We start from the raw sequence: 25330 nt of genomic DNA, 5'->3' as shown, positions 1-25330 counted from the left end.
AACGCCCGGATCCGGTCGACATAGGTAACGAGTTGGGCACGGTTCCTCGCCGAGACGGGCAGGAAGTGAGGCCTGGCGGTCGCATGCTCGTCGACGGGCCTCCCGGTCGTGTATGCGGTCGGCGACTCGAGCACCATATGGGCGTTCACCCCGCCGATCCCGAAGGAACTGAGCGCTGCGACCCGGGGAGTCTCATCGGCCCTCCCCCGCATGAGCTCGTCCCAGGAGACGTTCTCGGTCGCCAGTTCGAAAGGCGTCCGCTCGATCTGCAGATAGGGGTTCACCTTCGCGAAATGGATGTTGCGGGGAATGACCCCCCTCTCGAACGAGTAGAGGATCTTGAGCAGGCCCGGAAGCGCCGAGGCCGCCTCCAGGTGACCCGTGTTCGTCTTGACCGCCCCCAGGCAGACGGCGGGGCCGTCGTCGCCGAAGGTACGGGACTCCTCCCGGTAGAGGTCGCGGTAGGCGCGTTTCAGCGCGTTGACCTCGATCGGATCGCCCAGCGCGGTGCCGGTGCCATGGGTCTCGACGTAGGAGACCGCACTCGCCGCGACACCCCCGCGGTGGTAGGCGGCGCGTATGACCTCGCTCTGGGCGGCCTCGTTGGGCGCGAACAGGTTGCTCGCGGTTCCTCCGTGATTGACCGCGGACCCCCTGATGACGCCCATGATGCGGTCGCGGTCGCGCAGTGCCGCGTCCAGTGGCTTGAGCACGACCATCCCGCAGCCCTCGCCACGCACGTACCCGTCCGCGGATGCGTCGAAGGTCTTGCACGAGCCGCCCGGGGAGAGCATGTTCATCCTGCCCTGGGTGATGTACAGCCCCGGCGAACAGATGACGTTCACCGCCCCGGCGAGCGCCATTCCGCAGTGGCCACGCTGTATCTCCTGCACGGCCTCATGGATCGAGACCAGGGCGCTGGAGCATGCGGTGTCGACGACCATGCTCGGGCCGTGGAGGTTGAGCGTGAACGAGATCCTGTTGGGGATCATCGTGTGGGTGAGCATGTTCGGATAGGACGCCTTGATGAGGAGTTCCTTGTAGTCACCCGTCGAGACGCCGACGAACACACCGGTGTCGCTCCCGGACAGCGCCGTGGGGTCGTAGCCCGCGTCCTCCAGGGCGTGCCAGGCCTCCTCGAGCATCATGCGCTCCTGAGGATCCATGACCTCGGCGTCGGTGCCCGCTATCCCGAAGAAGTAGGGATCGAAGGTGTCGATCGCGTCGATGAACGCACCATGGTGGTAGGTGGTCCGGTGGCGGTCGACACGGGTGTCACCGTAGATGCCCTGCCAGTCCCATCGATCGACCGGCACCTCGGTCACCAGGTCGTCACCCGCCACGAGGTGGTTCCAGAACTCGTCACTGTCCGACGAGCGCGGCAGCCTGGTCGACATGCCGATGATGGCGACCGGCGGGTAGCCGGTGGAGATGTCCGCGGGTCGATCGGCACTCACGGGGCCCGCGTCCACGGCAGGCGACGTCCTGGGCTCCGGGACGGGCGCCTCGGGCACGACGAGAGGCTTCAGGTCGCCGACCCGTGCCGCGGGAGCGACAGGGCCGACCGCGGCCGTCACCGACCCCTTCGAGCCGTAGTGACGGGCGAGTTCGTCGCCGTACTCGTCGAGCAGCCCCTGCTTGAGCTCGTGCAGGTAGGTGTATCCGAAGAAGATCGCCGGAGTCAGGTCCAGGCCGAACAGGTCGTTCAACCGGCTGGCCAACTCGGAGAACGAGATGGAGTCGAATCCGTAGCGAGCCAGGTCGTCGTCGAAGTCGATCGCCTCCGCCTCGAGCCGCAGCGTCGCACAGATGACGTCGCGCAGATCACCTTCGAGCGCGGCCTCGAAGGCCGAGACGCCACCATCGACCGGCCGGGCTCCACCGTGCTCCTGCCCGGAGGGGAAGAAGTTCGCCAGGATCCGGTTCTGGTGCCCGTGGAGGACGACCGCCCTGGTGTGCCCGCGGGCGATGCACGCGTCCATGGCCGCGAACCCGGCGGAGAACGGCAACGGGGTCAACCCGTAGCGACCCTCCAGCATCGCGAGTTGTTCGTCGGGTATCCGCATGCCACCGTCGGCCCAGACCGACCAGTTGAGGGAATGCAGTCTCGGCCCGGCCTGGTCGCTCGCGGCTCGCTGCGCCAGGACATCCAGGTAACGGTTCCCGAACGAGTAGTCGCACTGCCCCGGATTGCCCAGGACCGACGAGGTGGACGAGAAGAACATGACGAAGGACGCGCCCAGCCTCCTGGCGGCGTCCACGATGGTGTCCGCGCCGGTGGTCTTGGGTGCGATCACCTGATGGAACGACTCCTCGTCCTTGGCGATGATGAAGCGATCGCGGAGGACGCCGGCGGCGTGATAGATCCCGTCGACCACGGGTCGGCCCGAAGCGTTCGCGTCCCCCGCGAGCACCTCGGCCACAGAACGAACCGATTCCGCGTCGGTGATATCGCACGGCAGGTAGCGCACATCGAACCCCTGCTGCTCCAGCGGGGCGAGGGCGGCACGTCGCCGCTCGTCGAGGGCCGATCGCCCGCACAGGTACACCCGGGCCGCGCCGTGCGCGAACAGGTGCCCGGCGAGCGCGAGCCCGATCCCGCCTGCTCCCCCGGTGACGAGGAAGGCCCCGCCCGCGATGTACGCCCCGTCCGCCGCCGTGGGCGTCACGTCCCCCTCGGGCATCCGGGCGAGCCGGAGCTCGTACCGTCTGCCGTTCTCGTAGCGGACGTCGAAGGCCTCCGTCGTCGCGGCGGCCTCCTGCTCGAGGGCGGACGGGACGTCGGCCCCTTCCGCGATCGTCACGACACGACCGCGGTACAGCGGCTTCTCGAGGTTCATGGTGTGGAAGAACCCGGAGACGGCCTGTTCGAGCGGATCGCCGGACGAGAAGAAGACCAGGTCGGTCGGCGAGTTGACCGGCTTCCTCATGAGGGTGCGGACGATCCTCATCACCGTGACGACCCCCGACTCGACACGATCCACCGACCTGTCGTCCGAGGGCGAACCCATCAGCAGGAACCGCAGCGCCGTGTCCCGAGGAATCCGGGAATCGACCAGTTCACGCAGCGATGCCTCGTCGAGGCCGCCGAGCAGGTGCTCGCCCTCGCGCAGGTCGCGAGCCGGGACGCCCTGGGCGGCGATGACGCTCGGCGTCGTGGCATCCCTGAACGCGTCCCTGAAGAGCTCCAGCTCGCGGGCCGACCGGGCGAGCCCGACCAGGAGGCCATCGAAGGGCGCTACCGGCATGCGATCGGTCTCGTGCCACGTCTCCGTCAGCGGGACCACCTGCGAGTCGTCCCTCGCCGGCTCGTCCTGGCCCTCCAACCGGCGCAGGAACATGTTCTCGATGCGTATGACCGCCTCACCGGCCCGCGAGAGATAGGTCAGCTCGTACCCGGCCGTCTGCACGTCGCCGGGCGTCGCGCCGTGGGTTCGGACGATCCGTACCGTACGAGGGGGCTCGGAGAGGTCGTAGAGCTCCATTCTCCCGATCGAGAAAGGAAGATACAGACCGCGGTCCTCCGGACGGTCGTCACAGATCCATGCCCCGATCCCACTGAAGCCACCGTCGACGAGCGACGGCGGTATCTCGAACGACTCGAGTCCCTCCACGGGCTCTTCCAGACCGAGTTCGCCGAGGGCCCGGTTCGCGTCGCTGTGGATGCGTCTGACTCCCTTGAAGGCCGGTCCCACCCCGACACCGTTGTCGGACAGCAGACTCCGGTAGTTCTCGACGGCGCTCGCGCCACCGTCCAGCCCGCGCAGGAACTCCTCCTCGGGAACAACACGAGGCCTCGGCGCCGGTTGCCCGTAGTGAACCTGTGCCGTCGCGAACGGCTCCCCCGCGGACGAGCCGGCCGCCGCGTCGTCGACCCTGTACAGCGTCAGGTCGACGCGATCGGCACCGCGGCGACCGACGGCCATGCGAATGGTCGCGGTCACGCCGTCGGGAATGTGCATGAGGCGCATCCACATGACGTTCCGCACCGAGGCCACGCGACTCGACGGGTCCAGTGCGGCCGCCGCAGCCCTGAACAGCTCCAGGTATATGACCCCGGGGAGTATGTGGCAGTGGTCGCGGAGGAAGGCCTCGTCCCCGGCGAGCTCGCACTCGAGATCCGGCCCGCCTACCGCGGCACGCCGGAAGGCGATCCCCTCCCCTCGCCGCGGGGGTTGCGGGGCCGTCTCGCGGATGGGCGTCCGGCCGATGTCGTCGGGGTCCAGCTCGTACCGGGTCGCGGCGAAGCGGTAGGTCGGAAGAGGCAGCCGCCGGTCGACCAGCGCAACCAGCCGGTGATACCGGCCGTCGACGCCTCGCAGATAGGTGGACGCGATCCGCCCGAGCAGACCGGCGAGCCCGGCCGCGTCGCGGTCCGGCTCGGAGAGGTAGTTCCCGATGGCCTGGTCGAGCGCGGCGGCCTCGTCCCGCCCCTGGTTCTTGCGCGTGGCGACGACGGCCTCGTCACCGACGGATGCCAGGAGGTCCACGAGTTCGGGGATCGTCCGGAACGGCAGGACGATCCGGAACTTCATCGGCGTGCGGAGGGCCAGCGTCTGGAGGGAGAGCTGCGCGGGATCGACGTCGTCACCGTGGGCCACGAGCCACTCGACGTAGGACGCGCAGAGCGCCCGGAGGCTTTCCGGGGTGGCGGCCGAGGCGAAGAACGGCAGGGGGTCCGGGCTCGCCGGACGCGGGTCGCGCACCGGCCCTGCGCCGAAGCCGCGCGCCGAGCTCACCACGAGGTGGCAGTTCGTGCCGCTGTATCCGAACGAACTCACCGCGGTGATGACCTCGTCCTTCTCGCCCCGGAACATCGGTTCGTTCTCGCGGACGATGTAGAGCCCGGTGCCGTCGAGCTGGACGCGGGGATTCAGCTCGTGACAGTTGATGCTCGCGGGAATCAGATCGTGCTTCATGCCGAGCAGCAGCTTGACGAGGGATGCGACGCCGGACGCGGCACTCGCGTGACCGATGTTCGTCTTCACCGAGCCGATCCCCGTGGTGCCTCGCCTTGTCATCGCCCCATAGGTCCGGGACAGTGCGTCCACCTCGATGGGGTCACCGAGCCGCGTCCCTGTGCCGTGGGCCTCGACGTAGCGGACCGCCGCGGGGTCGACGCCGCTCATCTCGACGGCGCGCTCGATGAGCTCCTGCTGCGAGTGCGAGCTCGGGGCGGTGATGCCGTTGGTCTTCCCGTCCTGGTTGACCGTGCTGGCTTTGATGACCCCGTAGATGTGGTCGGAGTCCCTGATCGCGGATTCCAGGGACTTGAGCACCACCACGGCCGCGCTCTCCGCGGGGACGAACCCGTCCGCGGAGGCGTCGAAGGTCTTGCACTTTCCCTCGGGCGACAGCATTCCCATACTGCTCTGCAGGAGCTGCTGGCCGATCGACAGCATGACCGTCACCCCGCCCGCCAACGCCATGTCGGCGGATCCGTCGCGGATGGCCTGGCATGCCAGGTGTATCGCCACCAGCGACGACGAGCAGGCCGTGTCGACGGTCATCGACGGGCCCCTCAGGTTCATGAAGTAGGCGAGGCGCGCGGACAGGACGGCGTTGGAGTGACCCAGGACGGCGTTCCCGTCCATGCGTTCGCGCACCATGTCGTCGAAGTAGTCCGAGCTGCCCTCGCACCCGACGAACACGCCGCAGTTCCTGCCGTCGAGCTCCCCCCGGCTGTAGCCCGCGTCCTCGAACGCCTTCCAGCTCTCCATCAGCAGCAGCCGCTGGCGGGGTTCCATGAGCTGGGCCTGACGCGGTGACAGCTCGAAGAAGAGCGGGTCGAAGTCGAAGATGTTGTTCATCAGCCCGCCCCAGCGGCTGTGCGCACGCGAGGAGTCCGTGAGATCCGCCGAGTAGAACTCGTCGATCTGTGGCCAGCGCGACTTCACGTCCACGATCGCGGAACGGTTGTCGCGAAGCAGTTCCCAGTACTCGTCCACGTCGTCGGCCGCGGGGAAGCGTCCCGACATCCCGATGACGGCGACATCGTGGGGACTGACCTGTGAGGGTTGCTCGGAGGTCTCGAGTTCGAGGTAGCGGGCCGTCGCCTCCGCGGCGGTGAGCTTGCCCGCGTAGACGAGTTCCATCAGTTCCTTGCGTCGCTCAGAGCGCATGGTCATCGTCTCCCATTGCCATCAGGTCGTCCGGGGTCATCTCCCGGGATTCGAGCATCTTGAACAGGGCGAAGACCTCGCTGTGGTCCTCGTCGGCGACCTGCGGTGGTTCCGTGGGATTCGCGCCTGCCCGGGGAGGCTCCGCGTGCGACGCGCGGAGCTGGTCGCCGTAGGTGTCGAGGATGTGCTCGCTCAGGCTCGCGATCGTCGGGAAGTCGAAGACGACCGTGTCCCCCAGGTCGATCGACCAGGCGTCGGCCACCGCACGCACGAACTTCAGCCCCGAGATCGAATCGAGGCCGATGTCCATGAACGAGGCGGAGGGGTCGATGTCGGCCTCGGACGCCGAGATCACCTCGGCGAGCAGGCGAACGAGTTGAGCCTCCACGTCCCCGATGCCCTCCGGCGGTTGCGCGGCCTTCTCCGCGAACCGTTCCTGCCCCGGCTCCGCGGTTCCCGGCTGCGGCCCCTGAGGCCGGTCCCCGGCCGGGGCGCGGCGCGGGGCCCGCCGGACACCCGATTCCCCAGGCGGCGCTTCGAGGGCCGATCCGGGGATGCCGGCTTCCGTGAGGATGTGGATGTGGGACTTCACCCGCTCGCTGACCGTCAGGACCGTGGTCTCGGGAAGCGAGTTGGACAGCACCCTCATGACGACGTCCATACCGTCGTGTTCACCGATCGGGCGCACCCCACGAACGGCGAGGAAGTCCTCGTACGACCGGTCGATGCGTCGTCCCTTGTCAGTGCCCCAGAAACCCCAGTCGATGCGATGGACGGAAACCCCGAGCGCCTCTCGCGCGGCGTCCAGGTACGCCCGCAACGAGGCGCAGGCGGCGGCGTAGTGCGCCCGATGCCTGGTTCCCAGGTAGGTCTGCGACGACGAGAACGCCAGGACGTGCCCGATCTCGAGCCCACGAGCGGCCTTCAGCATGGCCTGCACCACACGGGTCTTGGGCCTCAGCACCGAACGGAAGGTCTCCTCCGACATGTCGGCGACAGCCGTCTCGTCGAAGACCATCGCGCTGTGGACGAGGCCGTCGACGGCACCCCACCGCTGCACGACCTCCTCCAGTACCGCGCGCAGGGCCTCGTCGTCGGTCGCATCGACAGCCCGATAGAGGTAGTGGACGCCGGAATCGCCGAGACGGGCCAGGAGCCTGCGCGTGTCCGCCGAGAGCGGCGAACGCCCCACCAGGCACACGCGCGCGTGGCAGGCATGGACCAGGTGATCGGCGTAGGCGAAGCCGACCGATCCGAGGCCCCCGACGATGACGTGGACGCTTCCCGGCGCGATCGGCTCGCGTCCGGCGAGAGGCAGCCGCGAACCCGCGAGCCGCAGCACGTGTGCTCGTCCGTCCCGCACGAGCAGTTCCTCCACGTCCTCGGTGCAGGCAGTGCCGAGGACGTGGGAGCAGACCTCGTCCAGGTGGGACGCGGTGTCGGACAGGTCGAAGTCGATCGCGACGCCCCGGAATCCCTCGCCTTCCTTCACGGCACTTCGGAGCAGGGCGCTCGCGCCGCCGCCGTAGGGCCTCCGCGACACCCCGGCGAGATCGTGCACCCGGTCCGTCACGACGTAGAGGTCACATCCTGCGGCCGTGGCCCCACGGGACATGACCCGCCGGACGATGCCGAGGAATCCGAGCAAGGCCTGCTCCTGCTCGGATTCGAGAGCGGTCAGGCTCCAGATGTCGTCCCCACCGGCCCGTCTCGGTTGCGGCAGGTGGACGATGTCGGTCGAGCGCTCGTAGACGGAACGATCGGCCTCGGCCCACCTCTGCATGTCGAGGACCGACACGGTGGCGCCGTGCTCGCGCAGCCGGTTCGCGAGGGCGTCCGACAGTTCGGCGAAGGTCTCGTCGGCGAACACCGTGACGACCCGTCCCTCCCAGGACTTCGCCGGCCGCCCGTCGTCGGTGAACTCGTCCCAGACAGGGACGTACGTGCTCGTCTGCGGGTGCACCGAACCGATCTCCTCGTCAACCGCACGGTCCTCCCGCCGCTCGCGAACGGTCCGCTCCACCCGCTCGGCGTCGATCGCCGCGAGCGGCTCCCTCACCCCGTGCTCGACGACGTAGTGCGTGTGCTCGAATGGGTACTCGGGAAGCGAGACGACGCCGGGCCGGCGGCCGTGGAGCGAATCCCAGTCGATGTGGGCCTTGCGCGTCCACGCCTGGGCGAGACGTCCGAGGCTCTGCTCGTCCGCACGACCCCGGGTGACCTCCGCGGGCGAGGATTCCGGCTGACCGATCGTCCCCTCCGGAGTGCGGGCCACCCCCTCGATGACCGCTCCGGTGGCCACCTGCCGGAGCACGGCAACACAGTGGGAGACGTCCGACGCCACGAACGCCAGACGGGCCGCGAGCGGCTCCCGACCCGTCTGCAGCGTCCAGGCGACGTCGGCCAGCGACACGTCGGCCTGCCGCTCGAGGTGGTCGGCGAGCAGTTCGGCCATGAGCGGGAGCCTGTCGTCGGTCCGTGCGGACAAGACGATGAGTTGCGGCGAGGCGGGAACCGTGCTGTGGCCACGGCCCGCGAACGACTCGACGACGATGTGGGCGTTGGAGCCACCGGCACCGAACGAGCTGATTCCGGCGCGGAGCACGCCGCTGCGTTCGTCGGGCTCCCACGGCAACTGCTGTTCGGTGATGAAGAACGGCCCGTTCTCGAGTTCGAGCCGGGGATTGAGCGGCGACGCGTTGATCGTGGGTGCCAGAGTGCGCGTCTCCATCTGCCTGACGACCTTGATCAGGGACGCCAGGCCCGAGCACGACTCGAGGTGCCCGATGTTCGCCTTCACCGAACCGATCGCACAGAAGCGCCTCCGGTCGGTGGACGCGGCCATGGCGCGTGCCGCGGCCTCGACCTCGATCGGGTCACCGAGCCTGGTGCCCGTGCCGTGCATCTCGAGGTATCCGATACTCGCCGGATCGATGGCCGCCCGCTCCCAGCCACGCCTGAGCAGCCTGGCCTGCGCGCTCACGCTGGGCACCGTGTACCCGTTGGTCTTCCCCCCGTGGTTGACCGCCGACGAGCGGATGAGCGCCCTGACCCGGTCGCCGTCGGCGAGTGCCTTCGACAACGGCTTCAGCAGTACCGCGGCGACTCCCTCTCCCGGGACGAATCCGTCGGCGTCGGCCCCGAAGGCACTCAACCGGCCGGTCGGCGAGAGCATCTTCATCTGGCACATCGAGACGTACTTCAGCGGATGCAGGAACAGGTTGACCCCGGCCGCGATCGCGCTCGTGCACTCACCCGAGCGCAGGGATTCCATGGCCAGGTGGACGGCGCTCAACCCCGACGAGCACGCGGTGTCCACCGGCATGCTCGGCCCGGAGAAGTCGAAGAAGTAGCTCACCCGGTTCGCGAGCGACCACGGGGAGGCATTGGTCAGGACGGGCCTGCCCCGCAGCGACTCCTCCACCCCCCAGAACTGGTAGGTCTGGCTCGTCGTGCCGACGAACACCCCGACGTCCTCCTGAAGGTCGTCGTCCGCCGGGCGCGTGAGCACGCTCCGCGTCACACCGGCGTCCTCGAGCGTGTGCCACACGGTCTCCAGGAGCATGCGTTCCTGCGGATCGATGACGACCGCGTCGGCGGGGGTGATGTTGAAGAACCTGTTATCGAAGCCGAACGGGTCGTCGACGAACCCACCCCAGGGGGCGTACACGGTGCCCGGCCGGGGTATGTCGGTCTCGGCGTCGAAGAACGGGCGATAGTCCCAGCGCTCGATCGGGATCGTCGAGATGGCCTCCCGCCCACACAGCAGGTTGTGCCAGTACGCCCCCAGGTCGGGCGCCTCCGGGAACACACCGCTCATGCCGATGATGGCGACCGGCTCGTCCTCGGTGTGCGTGGCCCCGCGGATCAGTGACGGTATGGCGGCCGCCCGGACCGGCCGGACGCCCGGCTCGACGAGGCCTGCGGCGGGCGCCGCGGTCGGCGGTTCGTCGGGATCGGTCCCGATGCCGGACGCCGGGGAAGCGTAATGGGCGCGGAGATGATCGACCAGGCCACCGATCGTGGCGTTGTCGAAGAGGACCGTGTCCTGCACCTGCGGGAATCTCGTGCGTATGCGCTCGGCGAAACGACCGATGAGCACCGAGTCCATCCCGTACTCGTCGAAGGGCACCGCGGTGTCGAGTCTTTCCCGCGGGACGCCGAAAAGGTCCGCGCTGATGTCGAGGACGAATCCCTCGACATCGCCGTCGTCGGTGACGCGGTCGCGGACGACGTCCAGGACACCGGGCTCGACGGCCGGGACACCGGCGGCCTCCCGGGTCTCGCCGGCCAGCGTGACCCCCGAGACCCGGGCGATCAGCCGCCCGGTCGGTGAGTTGTAGAACTCCAGGTCTTGCCCGGAACCGACGCTCGCCCGCCTGTCGACCGCGACATCGGCCCGGCCGGAGGAGAGGAGTTCCAGGTGCGTGACCTCCAGCAGGCCGGGACGCCCGGCCTGCCCGCCCAGCGCCAGGACGCACCCGGCCAGGATCGCGGAGAGCGGGGAGCCCAGGTCGTCCACCCCGGCGTCGAGGATGTGGACGCGGGCGTCGTCCACGCCGGGTACCTCGACCGGTGAGGACCCCGCCTGTGGATCGCCCGCCTCGCGGCGCGTGACCAACTCGTCGACCGCCCGCCTGAGCCGCTCGGGAAGTTCCTCGACGGGACGCTCGCCGGCAGCCGAGGTGCTCGCCTGGAAGACGACCCCCCCGTCGGGCCCCGTGGTCTCGACGATGACGCCGAGGCCTCCCCGGGCGGCGCGGACGGCGTAGGTGATCGGAGCAGGACCCTGCGCCCGCGTCAGGAACCGCAGATAGCTGAACGTGTCGCCGGCCTGGCCCGTCAGCTGCCGGAACGAGTCCTCCGCGGCGTGTGCGCCCGCGAACGCGGACACCTCCCCGCGCTCGTCGACGAAGCGGGCCTTCCGCCCCGGACCGGCGTCGAACGTCGCGGTGAGCCTGACGCCGTCGAGGTCGGAGTCGTTGCTGTCGAGCACGTCGGTGAGTCCTCCGGCCGATGCCCGCTTCGGCTCCTGGGGGATCCAGTAGGAGGCATGGTCGAACACATAGGTCGGAAGCGAGACCCTGCGGCAGTCGTCGTAGAGACGCTCGACCTCGATCGGCAGGCCCTTGAGCCAGATCCGGGCGAGCTGATCCATCTGACGCTGCTCGACGAGTCGCCCGATGAGCTCTCGGCCCAGTTCCCCTGCGAAGAAGAAGTCCGTGTCGGGGTCGGTCGTGGGCGATGCCCGATAGATCAGGTCGGGGCCATCCTGGCCGCGGGCGAGGAAGTCCTCGATCCGGGCGACCAGCTGGTCGGTGTCCCGGGCGAACACGACGAGGCTGACCCGCATCCGTTCCCGGCCCCGTTGCATGGTGTACGCGACGTCCTGCATGCGCAGCGACCGTCCGGCCGGGGTCCTCAGGTGCTTCACGAACTTCTCGAGGAGGGCACGCAGCTGCTCCTCGGAGGCCGACGAGAAGGGGACGAACACACGTCGGTCCTCGCTGGGGGCCAGACGAGCCCCGGGATACTCCTCGACCACCAGGTGGCAGTTCGTCCCCCCCGCGCCGAAGCAGGAGATGCCCGCAAGGCGGCGCGCGTCACCGGACGCCTCCCAGGGCTCGTGGGCGCGCTGCACGGTGAACCCGCCCGATGCGAAGTCGATGATCGGATTGAGCTGGTCGGCGTGGATGCTCGGCACCAGTTCCGCGTGCTGCAGTTGAAGCAGGACCTTGGTCAGCGACGCGATGCCCGCGGCGGACTCGGCATGGCCGATGTTGGACTTGACCGAGCCGATGGCCCGGGTGGCGCGTCCCCCGGCGGGCGGCGAGGCCGCGTAGACCTGTGAGAGCCCGGAGATCTCGATCGGATCCCCCAGTTCCGTGCCCGTGCCATGTGCCTCGACGTAGGAGACCCGCGCGGGATCCACCGCTCCGGCGGCCAGCGCCCGCGAGATGACGTCGGCCTGGGCCTTCGGGCTCGGGACGGTGTACCCGCTGGTCTTCCCGTCATGGTTGACCGCGGAGCCCCGGATCACGCCGTAGATGTGGTCGCCGTCGCGAACGGCATCGGTGACCCGCTTCAGGACGACCGCTCCGACGCCCTCGCTCGGGACGTACCCGTCGCCACCGGCGCCGAACGCCCGGCATCTCCCGTCGGACGAGAGGAAGTTCCCCTGGCTGAGGAACAGGTACTTCTCGGGTGTGAGCGAGACGTTGACCCCGCCGGCTATCGCCATCGCCGCCTCGCCGTCGAGGATGGCGCGGCAGGCGTAGTGGACGGCGACCAGCGAGGAGGAGCACATCGTGTCCAGCGCGACACTGGGCCCGTTGAGGTCGAAGTAGTACGAGACCCGGTTCGCGATCGAGGAATGCAGGCTCGAATGGGCGATGAGCCGTCCCTCGGCGTACGAGGGCAGCATCTGGTACTCGGTGTACATCGCACCGGCGAACACGGCCACGCGACGGCCACGCAGGTCGCTGAGGCAGTAACCCGCGTCCTCGACCGCGGTCCAGACCGTCTCCAGGAACAGGCGCTCCTGGGGGTCCATGATCGCGGCCTCGCGGGCGTTGATGTGGAACAGGCGGGGGTCGAACTGATCGATCCCGTCGAGGAATCCACCCCACCTGCTGTTGGTGCGCCCGAGTTCGCCCTTCTTGGCGGAGAAGAACTCCTCGCGATCCCACCGGGTCTCGGGGATCTCGGTGATCGAGTCCACGCCCCCGACGAGGTTCTGCCAGAACTCCTCCACCGACTCCGCCTGCGGGTAGCGGCCGGCCAGTCCGACGATCGCGATGCCGTCGGTCTCCTGTCGCGCCGGTCGCGGGTCGGTCTGCCTTGCCACAGGCCGGTCCACGACGGCGACCGCGGGGATCGGGGCAGAGCCGGACCGCTCGTCCGCGACCGGCTCGGCGACCGGACTCGCCTGGTCACGCTCGGCGGGGGGCCGTGGTTGCGGATCGATCCCCAGCAGGGAACCGAGGGTCTGTGCGTGGGTCTCGGTGAAATAGCCCGCGAGTTCGTTGATGCTCTGGTACTCGAACAGCAGGGTCTTGGGCAGACCGTCGAAGTTCCGCTCGAGTTCGTCGCCGATCCGCATCGCGACGATCGAGTCGAGGCCGAACTGGTCGAACGGCTCGTCGAGGACGATGTCCGATGCGGGTATCTCGGTGACCGACGAGATGACCTGCACCAGGAACCGGCAGGTGCGCCGGTGCAATTCCTCGGATGCGACCCCGAGCGTGGTCACCGGTGCCGTCGAGGTCGGCGGTCTGTCGCCACGGATGTCCCCGGCGACCACCCCGGATGCCTGCTGTCCCCCCGCTCCCGCCCGCCCGCCGGGCCGGAGGGAGTCCTCGATGAGCTCCCCGACGCCCCAGAGCAGGGCCTCGCTCCCGGTCCGGCCACCGTCGATCTCCCCGAGCAGGAAGTCGACGCCCGCATCGGTGCCCAACGGGACCATGCCCGTCCTCGACCGCATCAGGTCCTGGGCCTGTCCGTCGATCCGCATGCCGCCCTCGTCCCACAGCGGCCAGCCGATCGACAGGAACCTACCGCCCCCGTCGCCCCGCCGGGGCTCGTCGAGGGCGAGGCCGTCCATGTATCCGTTCGCGAAGGCGTACGCCGACTGGCCGGGATTGCCCAGCAGTGCCGCGACCGAGGAGAAGGCAACCAACAACGCGCCGGGCACGCGCCGGACGGCCGCCATCAGCATGTCGAGGAGGTCGGTCTTCGGGGCCGCGGTCTCGAGGAACGTCGCGACGTCCTGCTTGATCACGAAGGCGTCGTTACGGACGCCCGCAGCGTGCACGACGCACAGCCCTTCCGTGGTGGCGCGCGCGTCCCCGAGCAGGCGCATGACCTCCTCGTCACTGCCCAGGTCGGAGCTCACGTACGAGATCGCACCGTGGCCTCGTTCGAGGACGCCGACGAGACCGGCGTCCAGCTGCTCCCGGCGCCTCCGGCCGCACAGCACCACGGCGGGCGCACCACGGCGCACGAGCTCGGGCGCGAGGACGCGGGCGAGCCCGCCCGTGCCGCCGGTGATGACGAACGCGGTGCTCTCGATCCCGGGACCCACCGGGACCCGGCCCGGCTGAGGTTCGTCGAGGTCCGTGTCGAGCACCCAACACTGTCCCCGGTCGTCGACACGGACCAGCCCGCCGCCTGGGGCAGGGACGTCCGAGGCCGTGGCACGGGCGAGCCACCGATACGTCGTGGCGTCGAGCGGCCGGTCCATGAGGACGACCCGCGAGGACACGCGCGGGTTCTCGAGGTGCACACAGCGCATGAAGGACGCGCACCCCTGCGCCCAGGCCAGGGCACGGTCGTCGGAACGCAGGACGTGGAACACGATCCGCAGGTCGTTCGGGGTGCGGGTGCGGAGCACCGCCTGGGTGAGGCGGAACAGAAGCGCCGTGTCCGGGTTCGTCGTCGTCGCGCCCGCGGCCGAGAACACGACCGACAGCTCGTCCGAGGCGTGCAGCCGGGCGACGACGCGTCCCTCCCAGAAGTCGGCGAACTGCTGGTCGCCGGACGCGCCGCCGGGCAGGGTCGGCAGATCGATGACGACCGACGACTCCGCCCCGGCGATCCGGGAGACGTCGTGGGCGGCATACGCTCCGGGCGCCACGAGGATCAGGCCCGGCTCGCGGCTATCGGGCACACGGGGGTCGGACGCTTCGAGCTGCGACCATGAGCGCGTGACCACGATGCGCTCGAAATGCACGGGCCGGTCGGTGGGGCCGGGTTGGGGGTACGGCTCGTCTGCCGTCCGGAGGAGCTCGTACGCCTGCTGAGCGGTCATGCGCTTCTCGGCGACGGCCGCGACGATCTCGTTCTGACTCAGATTAGGCATCATGCTCACTCAGCGCTTTCGTGACGAGTTCGGGTGAGACCGCACCCTTTTCGAGTGCCGTGAGAAGACCGAGAATCGATCGGTCGTGCGCGTCGTCCCGTTCGCGGGATTCGGCGACGGGACGGGTCGGGCGCGAGACGGTCTCGGCGTCTTTCGGGCCGGGGACCGCCATTCCCGAGAAGCCGTCGATGTCGACGACGGCGTTCCCCCGGGTGTCGAGGATCCTGACCGAGTACTTGGTCAGCTTGCGAGCCTGAGCCTCGGCGAAGGTGCCACCCGACCCCGGCGTCACATGGACGTAGCACTCGTCGGGGATCGGAGCATGGATCGTCAGCGAGTCGAGCCCGAGGGGAACGGTCGCGCGCCTCGCCGTCCCGGCATGCCCGGGGCCCATGGCCGAGACCGCCACCGCCTGGAAGGCCCCGTCCAGGAGGCTGGGGTGCAGGTCGTAGGACGATCCGCGATCCCAGTCGCGTGGCAGGCGCAGACGGGCCAGCACCTCGGTCTCACCCACGAACGTCTCCTCGATCGGCTGCATCCGTGGGCCGTAGTCCATCCCGGCCTCGGCGAACCTCTCGTAGACCGCATCCTTGCCGAGTCTTGATCCCGTGCCCGAGGCCAAGGAGCCGATGTCGACCCGCCCGGAGGAAGGCTCTCGCGCCCCGCAGGCGGCGATCTGCGCCTGGAAGGCGTAGTTCCTTCCATCGGGGACGTCGGCGCACAGGCTGACCGTGATGCCTTCACTGCCCCGGGCCAGGTCGGCGTAGATGCTTCGCGGCCGGCTCACCACCGTCGGGGTGCGCCAGACGACGTTGCGGACGGTGGTCACCTCTTCTCCGCAGGCGAGTCCGGCGACCTCCGCGAGAATCTCGAGGTATTGGGCTCCGGGCATCAGGGGCGACCCCTGGATGACGTGATCGTGTATCGCGCCGAAGGAGGGGTCGAGCCTGGTCAGGAAGCGCGTCGTGTCGAGCGTCGACACGTTCTCGTCGACCAGGGGTGCGAGTTTGCGGTCGACGGCCACGGACGCGGCCTCGACCGGTGGCAGCGGGTCCAGCCAGAGCGGCTGGCGTTCGCAGGGGTAGAGCGGCAGGCTCACTCGCCGCGGGGCGGCACCGTCGGGGACGAGTCCCTCCCAGGTCACTCGGGCACCCTGGACGAAGGCTCGCGCGACGCCTCGAAGATCACGCCGGGAGACGAGCTCCGCGACCTCCTGCTTGGTGAGCCGCACCTCGGAGCCGGGCTGTGCCGAGGAGAAGACCCTCGCCGAGGTCTCGCCTTGCCGCAGCATCCGGATTCCGGCGAGCAGTTCCTCGTGGGTCCTCACGACGAGCGCGGCGCGCGCGCCCTGATGGGGTATCCGGCCCCGTTGCATGGTGAAGGCGATGTCGCGGCAGGCGGGGAGCCCGCCGGCCAGGTGCGATGCCGCGGCCGTGGGCTCGCGGCGCGCGTCCACGTAGTGCGCGACGTCCGCGAGGGACTCGAGGTGGGCGATCTCGCCCCATGTCACGCGCACGCCGGAGCACTCGAGGATCCTGCTCGTCAGGCCGTCGCACAAGAACGAGTCGATGCCGATCTCGTCCAGCGAGAGACTCGCGTCGATCTGACCGGCGTCGGGTACGCGGAGGAGGTCGGCGACCGCGGCGATGACGTCGTCCGCGACCGACGGCACTGCCGCGGCGCCATCGTCCGCCCCGGTCAGGTACGACTCCCATGCCGCCAGCAACCGCTCCATTCCCGCCTGATTGCGTGCGGACAACGGTATGAGGGCTTCCTGACCGGACGCGGAAGCCTCCCGGCCGCCCTCGGGGAGGCCGGGATACTCCTCGACCACGAGGTGCGCGTTGGACCCTCCGGCGCCGAACGAGCTCACCCCGGCGATCAGCGTCCCGTGGACGCCGTCGTGTTCGGTCCCCGTCGGCTTCCACTCCTGAACGCCCTGAGCGACCACGAAAGGGGTGCGAGCGAAGTCGATCTGTGGATTGAGGACCTCGCTGTGCAGGGACGGTGCGATCTCGTGGTTGCGGAGTTGTGCCACGGTCTTGATGAGCGAGACGATGCCCGCCGCGCCCTCCGCGTGGCCGATGTTGGACTTCACCGAGCCGATCCGGCAGAAGCCGGTCTCATCGGTGTCCGCCGAGAACGCCTTGACCAGCCCGCGGATCTCGATGGGATCCCCGAGCTGGGTACCCGTGCCGTGGGCCTCGACATAGGTCACGTCGCGTGCGGAGACTCCGGACTTCTCGAGAGCACGACCGATGACGGCGGCCTGCGCATTGGGATTCGTGACGGTGTAGCCGTTGGTCTTTCCGCCGTGGTTGATCGCGCTGCCGCGGATGACCGCGTAGATGTGATCGTTGTCCCGCTCCGCATCACGCAGCGGCTTGAGCAGCACCGAGGCGACCGCCTCGCCCGGCACGTAGCCGTCACCTCCCTCGCCGAAGGCCCGGCACCTGCCGTCGGTTGCGGCGAAATGCTGGGCGCTCAGGAACCGGTACTTGTCGGGGTGGACGGTGACGTTCACGCCACCGGCGATCGCCATGGTGCACTCGTCCCTCCGCAGCGCCTCGCAGGCCAGGTGGATCGAGGTGAGGGACGAGGAGCACATCGTGTCGACGGCGATGCTGGGACCCGAGAAGTTGAACACGTACGAGGCCCGGTTGGCGATCGACGCGTACGCCGAGCTCGTGACGGTCTCGGCGCCCCGAAGCGTCCGCTCCAGCGCCAGGAGCTGGTAGTGGCCGTACATGACGCCGACGAAGACCCCGACCGCCACCGGGTCCTCGGGGAAGGCGCAGTAGCCCGCGTCCTCCATGGTGCCGTACACGTTTTCGAGGAAGAGCCGCTCCTGCGGATCGATGTGCCGTGCGTCGGCGTGGGTGATCCTGAAGAGCAGCGGATCGAAGCCCGCGACGTCGTCGAGGAAGGCGCCCCATTTCGCGTAGATGGCGGTGCGGTCCCGGTACTCCTCGGTGAAGAACTTCTGGTGGTCCCACCTGTCGCCCGGCACCTCGATGATGCTGTCGAGCCCTTCGCGCAGGTTGCGCCAGAACGCGTCCACCGATCCGGCGTCCGGGAAGCGGCCGTTCATCCCGATGATCGCGATCGGCTCGTCCGTGTGGTCGGGCGCGGCGACCGGGCATACCGCGGCCTCCTGCGGCGTCCCAACGACGACCACACCGCCGTCCCCCGCGACAGCCGGGGTGGGGGGCGCGATGCGTGCGGCCAGCGCGCGCACGTCGGCCGTGCGCTCGGCGACCAGGTAGTCGGCCAGCCGGGAGATGCGGTTGTACTCGAAGAAGATCGTTCGTTCGAGATCCGGGAAGTCGGCGGCGAGCCGCTCGTTGAGATCGAGGATCATCAGCGAGTCGATGCCGAAGTCCTCGAACTCCTGATCCTCGTCGATCTCGGTCACGGTGTACCCGCTGACCCCGGCGAGGAGCGACGTCAGATGGCCGACACACAGCTGTCGCAACGCGCCGGACGCGTCGTCGCCCGCTGCTCCGCGCGGCCCCGCCTCGCCGGTGTGCCGAGCCGCGAGGTCACCGCGTGGTCGCGGGTTCCTCTCGTCGAGCTGGAAGACCCGCCGGATGGTGGACGAACGCCCCCGCACATACATCAGCCGCTCGTGGTCGAGTGTCATCATCCACTCGAAGAGGTCGAGACCGGCCTCGGTCTCGAGCAGGAGCATCCCGGTCTCCTCGAAGAAGCCCTCGGGGGTGCCGGGCACCGGCATGCCTCCGTCGGCCCACATCGGCCAGTCGATCGACAGGCTCCTGCCGGCTCGTTCGCCCCTTGTGCGGAGTTCCTCGCGTGCCTCGGCCAGGGCGTCGAGGTAGGCGTTGGCAGCGCCGTAGGTGCAGGTTCCCCGATCGCCGATGAGGCTCGAGACCGACGAGAACATCACGAAGAAGTCGAGATCGTCCCCGGCGGTGGAAATGTCGAGGTTCACCGCCCCGGCGATCTTGGTCGCGAGGACGCGTTCCTTGTCCTCGTCGTCGGCCTCGAAGATCATCGCGTCGCTCATCACGCCCGCCGCGTGGACGACCCCGTCCACCCTGCCCCACCGGTCTCTCACGGCGGCGAGGACCTCGTCGACCGACTCGGCCCGGGTCACGTCGCAGGGGAAGTACGCTGCCTGCCCGCCCAGCGAGTCCAGAGCGGACAGCTCGGCCTCGATCTGCCCGTCGATGCCTCGCCGGCCGACCAGCGCGAGCCTCATGCGGTACTTCCGCGAGAGCCGGCGCGCGAGTGCGAGCCCGATGCGTCCCATGCCGCCGGTGATCACGCAGACCGCTCCCTCGTGCAGGGACGAGCGACCCCCGATGAGTTCGTGATCGGCGAGACGCTCGAAGACCTCGACCTGCCGCGCGTCTGCCGCGACCCGCTGCCGGGTGCCCGATGCGTGTGGCGCGAGCGCGAGGGTCTCGGACGCCGCCCGCGCGAGAGAGACCCCCTGCTCCACCTCCACGAGTGTCCAGTGGAGCCTCGGGGCGACGACGGTCATGGATCGTGCGAAGCCGGCGGTCGCCGCGGGCAGCAGTGCCCGAGGGCTCGTCCCCCGTGGGTGGAAGACGGTGAGGTGGCAGCGCCGTCCGGTCGCGGGCGACAGGGCGCGGGCGAGCGCCACCAGCAGTGTGATGCCGCTCCCCGCGCAGACGTCGCGTTCCGCCTCGGCGTACCCGCTCAGGTCGACGACGACATCGGAAGGCATCCGCCCTTGCGCCTCGATGGTGCGCAGGACCGATGCCAGCCCCGCGTCGAGATCACCCCCCACCGCGAACGTGTCGGGTCCGCCTCGACCGGGTCGCTCCTGGTGGACGACCGGGACCACGTCGCGTCCCAGATCGGAGGCGATCACCCTCGCGAGGCCCTCGACGTGTTCCGGGCTCCGCGACACGACCATGACCGAGCCGGACGAGGGGGCCGGCCCGGCGGGCCGCACCGCGTCGGCGTCGACCCATCGCGACGTGAGGACGAACTCCTGGTCGTCCTCGTCCCGACCCTTCGAGAACCCGCGCACCATGAGGTTCGTGAAGCGCACGCATTCGTTGCCCGACTCGTCGGTCACCGACACGTCGAAGAGCATGGTGCGGATGCTTCCACCCGGTTCGCTCGCGATCCGCGAGATCGAGTAGCAGTGCGGCGGGCACGGGGCGAACACCTCGATCCGCTCGACGGAGAAGGGAATGTAGGTGGAGCTGTGCCGCTGGTTCGCGATGCCCGCGATGGAGCGGATGGCTCCGTCGATGAGCGAGGGGTGAAGGACGAACCGGGGGTCGTCGACGCCAGGAATGTCGGGGAGGCGAAGCTCGGCGACGGCACTGGACGCTCCGGAGCGGACGGTCTGCGTCACCTGGAAGCTCGGTCCGTAGTCGAAGCCGACGCGCCGGTAGAGCGTGTCGTAGCAGTACTCCCTCGACAGCGAGCGCTCCCCGCTCGCCATCAGCTCACCGAGGTCGAACACCCGTGGCGAACTCGACAGGCCCGGGGTCACCGTGCACGTGCAGTGCTCCACGACGCCGCAGGAGGACTCGCTGCTGACGACGAGGTCGAGGCCGTCCCCCACCGACGGCCCGGCGCGGTTCACGATCATCGTCTGTTCCCCGCCGTCGAGTTCGAGGACGTTCTCCCAGACCAGGCGCGAGATCGTGAGTTGCTCGGGGAGGCCGAGCTCATGGGCCACCGCGCGGGCGAGTTCCACATAGGCCGCCCCCGGCAGGATGGTCTTCCCGTTGACGACGTGATCGGCGAGGAAGAAATCGGAGGGGTCGAGCGCCTTGAGGAACCTTGTGCCGGAGCCGCCGCGTTCGGCGGAGTCGATCATGGGATGAAGCGAGCCGGCGACCCGCTCACGGGAGGGATCGGCATCGGACGCCGCCGGACGCCGCCCGTCACCCCGCTCCACGGCGGGCAGGCCCAGCGCCGTACGAAAGGCCGGGGCGACCTCCACGGGCCAGCACCGGGTGCGCTTCAGCGGAACATTGGGCAGCAGGACGCGCCGGGCATCGACCGGTCTCAGCAGGCCCCAGTCCACGTCCTCGCCCCGCAGGTAGCCCGAGGCGACCTCGGTGATCCTCGCGTCGAAGCCGAGGGCTTCCAGCAACGCGGGACGGTCCCTCGCGACATCGAAATCCTCCGAACCGAACACCTGGCCGGGGCGACGACCGGCCATCGCGTCGCGGAGTTGTCCGGATGCGGCCGCCGGGGTCGCGCCGTCCACGACGAACAGCGCGCGGTATCGGTAGGCCTCGCGCCCTTCCCGCAGCGTGAAGGCGACGTCGGCCAGGGACGGGGCCCCGTCCGCGAGCGCCGAGAAGAAGCGGGTGTGTCGCTCGATGTGCCGGGCGAGCGACTCCGGCGTGCGCGCGGAGAAGACCAGGATCTCGCCGGTGGCCCGCGGCGGGGAGACACGGCGCGGGGTTCTCGGATACTCCTCGATCGCGATATGGGCGTTCGCACCGCCGAAGCCGAAGGAGCTGATCCCCGCGTCCCGGGGTAACTCTTCACCGTCGCCGCTCCGGGCGCGCTCCCACGAGCGTGTCTCACGCTGGATGACGAATCCGGACCCCTCGAGGTCGACGTAGGGGTTCACCTCGCCGAGAGTCGGATGGCCCGGGATGACGCCTTCCCGGAGCATCATGACGAGTTTGGCGACACCGGCGATCCCCGCCGCCGCTTCGAGGTGACCGATGTTGGCCTTGACGGTTCCCACCGAGCATTCCGCCCCGGCTGGGAGCTCACCGGTGCCGGACAGCAACGAGAACGCCTCGCGAAGACCGTCGATCTCTACGGGGTCGCCGAGCTTCGTCCCGGTGCCGTGGGCCTCGATGTAACCGATGCCGGACGCCTCGACGCCGGTCTCCCGCCAGGCGTCGCTGATCACCCGCGCCTGGGCGTGCGGATTGGGCGCGGTGAGCGAGGACGCCCTGCCCCCGTGGTTGACGGCCGTGCCCCTGATGGTCGCCAGGATCGCGTCCCCGTCCCGGACCGCGTCGGCGAGGGGCTTGATGAGAATCGAACCGACGCCCTCCCCTCGCACGTAGCCGTCGGCCTGGGCGTCGAAACTGTGGCACAAGCCGGTGGGCGAGAGCATTCCCGCACGTGAGAACGCGGTGTGGAGCAGGGGGCTCACGATCACGTTCACCCCGCCGGCGATCGCCGCGTCGCAGGACCCGCTCCTGATCGCCTCGCAGGCGCGGTGGATGGCCACCAGCGAGCTCGAGCACGCGGTGTCGACCGGCTCGCTCGGCCCGCTCCAGTCGAAGGCGAACGAGATGCGGTTGACGAGCACGCTGTGGGACGCGCCCGTCGAGGTGTAGGCGTCGATCGGGGTGCCCGCCTCCTGCAGGAGGTCGGAGTAGTCCATGGTCGCCACGCCCATGAAAATGCCTGTCCGGCTGCCCGCGAGGTCGGCGACGCGGTATCCGGCGCTCTCGACCGTCTTGCGGACCGACTCCATCGCCAGGCGCTGCTGCGGATCCATCAGGACCGCCTCACGGGGCGAGATCCCGAACAAGGCCCGATCGAAGTCGTGGACCGAGTCCATGAACCCGCCGAAATGGGAGATCGGCGCCTGACCGGCGGCACGCAGGTCGTCGTCCAGCCTGCGCCAGTCCCAGCGGTCCTCCGGCACCGTGGTGACCATGCAGTCCCGTGCCACCAGGTGCTCCCAGTAGGCGTGGACGTCGGCCGAACCCGGCATGGTGACGTCCATGCCCACGATGGCGAACGCCGCGTCATCACGCGTGGTCGGGGCCGCGGGCGTCTCACCAGCCACCGTGCCGGTCGGGCGGGGTACGGACGCCGGGTCGCCCGCGGCCCGCGTCCGGGGCGTGCCGGTACCGGCCGTCTCCGGCCGGTACGACCGCATGAGGGCGTCGCGGTCGCGTTTCACGAGGTGGTCGGCGAGCTGGTTGACCGTGCCGGCCGAGAAGAAGAGCGCGGGAGTCACCGAGACGCCGAAGCTGCGGTTGATGGTGTTCGCCAGGTCCACCATCGTGAGCGAGGTGTAGCCGTAGTCCTGCACCGAGCGGTCCGGGTCGAAGTCCTCCTCGGCGAGCTTGATCGAGTCGATCACGATGCGCCGGAGCCTCGCCGAGGCATGCTCGCGGAGCACCACGTCGTCGACGGCATCCGCGACCGCCTGGTCCGCGTCGGCGGGCACTCGCGCCGCGTCCACCACACCCAGATGCTCCTCGATCTTGCGAGCGTCCCCGGCGGCGACGACGACCTGCGGCACGCGGTGGGTCAACGCGGCCGCGATGCTGCCGATCCCCTGCTCACGGGTGAGGGGGACGATGCCGAAGGCGTCGCGGAACATCGACAGCACGTTGCCGTCGATGTGGATGCCCCCGTCCTCCCAGACCGACCAGTTGACCGTGACGGTCCTGAAGTCGTCCTCCCCGGACGCCGAGACCGCCAGCCCGTCCATGAATCCGTTGGCGAAGGCGTAGTCCTCCTGGCCGACGTTGCCCGTGACGGCGGCCAGGGACGAGGCGAGCAGGAGGAAGCGGGCGCCCCTGCCCCGAAGCGCCCGGGCGATCGCCGTGGTCCCCGACACCTTGGGAGCGAGCACCGCCGCACTCCGATCGGGGTCCTTGTCGGCCAGGCGTGCGTCTGCGGTCGTGCCGGCGAGATGGAACACCCCGGCGATGGCGCCACAGGTGCGCTCGACGCCGTCCAGGACGTCCCGCACCTCCGACTCGTCCCGCAGGTCGACCGCGTGGTATTCCGCGTGTGCGCCGCGGCGCCTGATGGCCTCGAGTTGCCGGGCCGTCGACTCGTCGGGCCGGCGCGAGCCCAGCAGGACGACGGTGTTCGACTCGCGCGCGAGTTCCTCGGACACCATCCGTCCGATCGCGCCCGTCCCGCCCGTGACGACGAAGACGCCGGTCCCTGCCGCCCGCGCGAGCGAACCGTTCTGGGCCCCGTCGAGCCGTGTCGTCCGCAGCACGCGGCGGACGCCTCCCTCGTACGACACGAGGCCGCGCACCGCGTTCTCCCCGCGTCCGAGCTCGTCGAGGACCTGCGCGGAGCGCTCCGGCCCCCGGGCGTCGGTCGCCACGACCGTGACGGTCGTCCAGGGCGCCTCCAGGCCGATGGTCAGGGCGAACGCATGAAGGGCCCTCGCGATCGGCTCGTTCGCACCGGCGTCCACCACGACGACCTGGCGTGCCCGCGGAGCGAGCCGCACGAGGTCCTGCTCGACGGCAAGCAGGCCCGCGTGCAGTAGTTCCGCATGCCGCGCGGGCATCACCTGCCCGGCCGGGACACCGAGGTCGACGACGACCGCGTCGACCGCCGACAGGTCGTCGTCGACCGACAGCACGGGGATCATGGAATGCCTGTCCCCCGGACGGGGCGTCGTCGCGAGGGCCGGGTGGTCGAGCGCCGCGACGGGCACGGCCGCGGCGAGGGACTCGGTGAGGTCTTCGGAGCCGTTGACCAGGAGCAGGCCCGCCGGGATGTCCGCCGCGGCGTCGCCCTGGTGACACGGTTCGGGCACGGCGGTGAGCGTGAAGTACTGCGCCGCCGGCGGAGCCGTGGCCGCCGGGCCGCTCGCCGTGAGGTCCTTGAACGTGAAGCCCTCGACCGCCACGGCTCGCCTCCCATCAGGCTGGAAGATGCTCACGTCGTATCGGAGTTCACCGGGCCGCTGCTCAGCCGATCGCGTCGCATAGGCGATGCACTCCTGCTCGGGCTTCTCGAAGAATCCGATCCGCTCGATCCCTGCGGGCATGGACAGCGCCGAGGCGTCGGCGAGGCGGTAGACGATCTCAAGAGCACCGTCGAACACCGACGGGTGCAGGTCGAACTCGTCGTAGCGGGCGGCCAGTGCCTCCGGCAGGACGATCCGGGCGGCGACGCGGTCCTCGTCGGACGCGATCGTCGCGATGGCGTTGAAGGACGGGCCGAGCATGAGCCCCGTGCGCGCGATCTCCTGGTAGCAGGCGTGCCCGGGTGTCGTCCGAGCGAACCCTCCGAACAGGTCGGCGGGGTCGATGTGATCGGGATGGGCGGCGAACCGCGAGACCTGCCCTGCGGGCCTGATGCGACCCGAGCAGTGCACGACCCGCGAATCCCCGGCCGCCGAGACGATCTCGAAACTCCCCCCGACCCGTCCCCCGGGGAACTCGAGGCGCAGATCCCGCGCGGGGCGATCTTCCGACAGGACGAGAGGCTGACGGTAACCGACGTCGGCGATCTCGACCGCCGGGCGGCTCGGGTCGTCGGCCACGCCCGAGGACGACAACGCCAGTTCCACGTAACCGACGCCGGGGAAGATGTGCTCGGAGCCGACCCGATGGTCGCGCATCCAGAAGTCCTCGAGGCGTATGCGCCGCAC

The 25330-nt window shown here is 69.7% G+C and carries 3 protein-coding genes (1 of these 3 only partly in view); all 3 read right to left on the bottom strand.

Translation table 11 applies throughout. From position 1 onward, the window contains the following. Tightly spaced (each overlapping or abutting the next), the 3 genes in view from FB473_RS06305 to FB473_RS06295 form a layout consistent with a single transcriptional unit that may run on beyond the window. Positions 1-6128 carry the 5' portion of an alpha/beta fold hydrolase gene (locus FB473_RS06305; protein ID WP_167165674.1) on the bottom strand. The gene continues 2110 nt to the left of window position 1, outside the view, so only the first 6128 of its 8238 coding nucleotides appear in the window; its start codon is at positions 6126-6128; the stop codon falls past the left edge of the window. Further along, positions 6112-14982 carry an SDR family NAD(P)-dependent oxidoreductase gene (locus FB473_RS06300; protein WP_167165672.1) on the bottom strand — a complete coding sequence of 2957 codons (8871 nt, stop codon included), beginning with the start codon at positions 14980-14982 and terminating at the stop codon, positions 6112-6114. The genes FB473_RS06305 and FB473_RS06300 overlap by 17 nt, the downstream gene beginning before the upstream one ends. After that, on the bottom strand, positions 14975-25330 hold the full coding sequence (locus FB473_RS06295) for an SDR family NAD(P)-dependent oxidoreductase (RefSeq protein WP_167165670.1): 10356 nt from the start codon (positions 25328-25330) through the stop codon (positions 14975-14977). Before FB473_RS06295 ends, FB473_RS06300 begins: the two co-directional genes overlap by 8 nt.

Source organism: Brooklawnia cerclae (assembly GCF_011758645.1).
GTDB lineage: Bacteria > Actinomycetota > Actinomycetes > Propionibacteriales > Propionibacteriaceae > Brooklawnia > Brooklawnia cerclae.
The sequence above is the reverse complement of the archived record's forward strand: the minus strand, read 5'-3'. Positions and strand labels throughout refer to the sequence as shown.

Coding starts and splice junctions, on each gene's coding strand:
- FB473_RS06300 (WP_167165672.1), bottom strand. CDS start 14,982: ATGCCTAATCTGAGTCAGAACGAGATCGTCGCGGCCGTCGCCGAGAAG.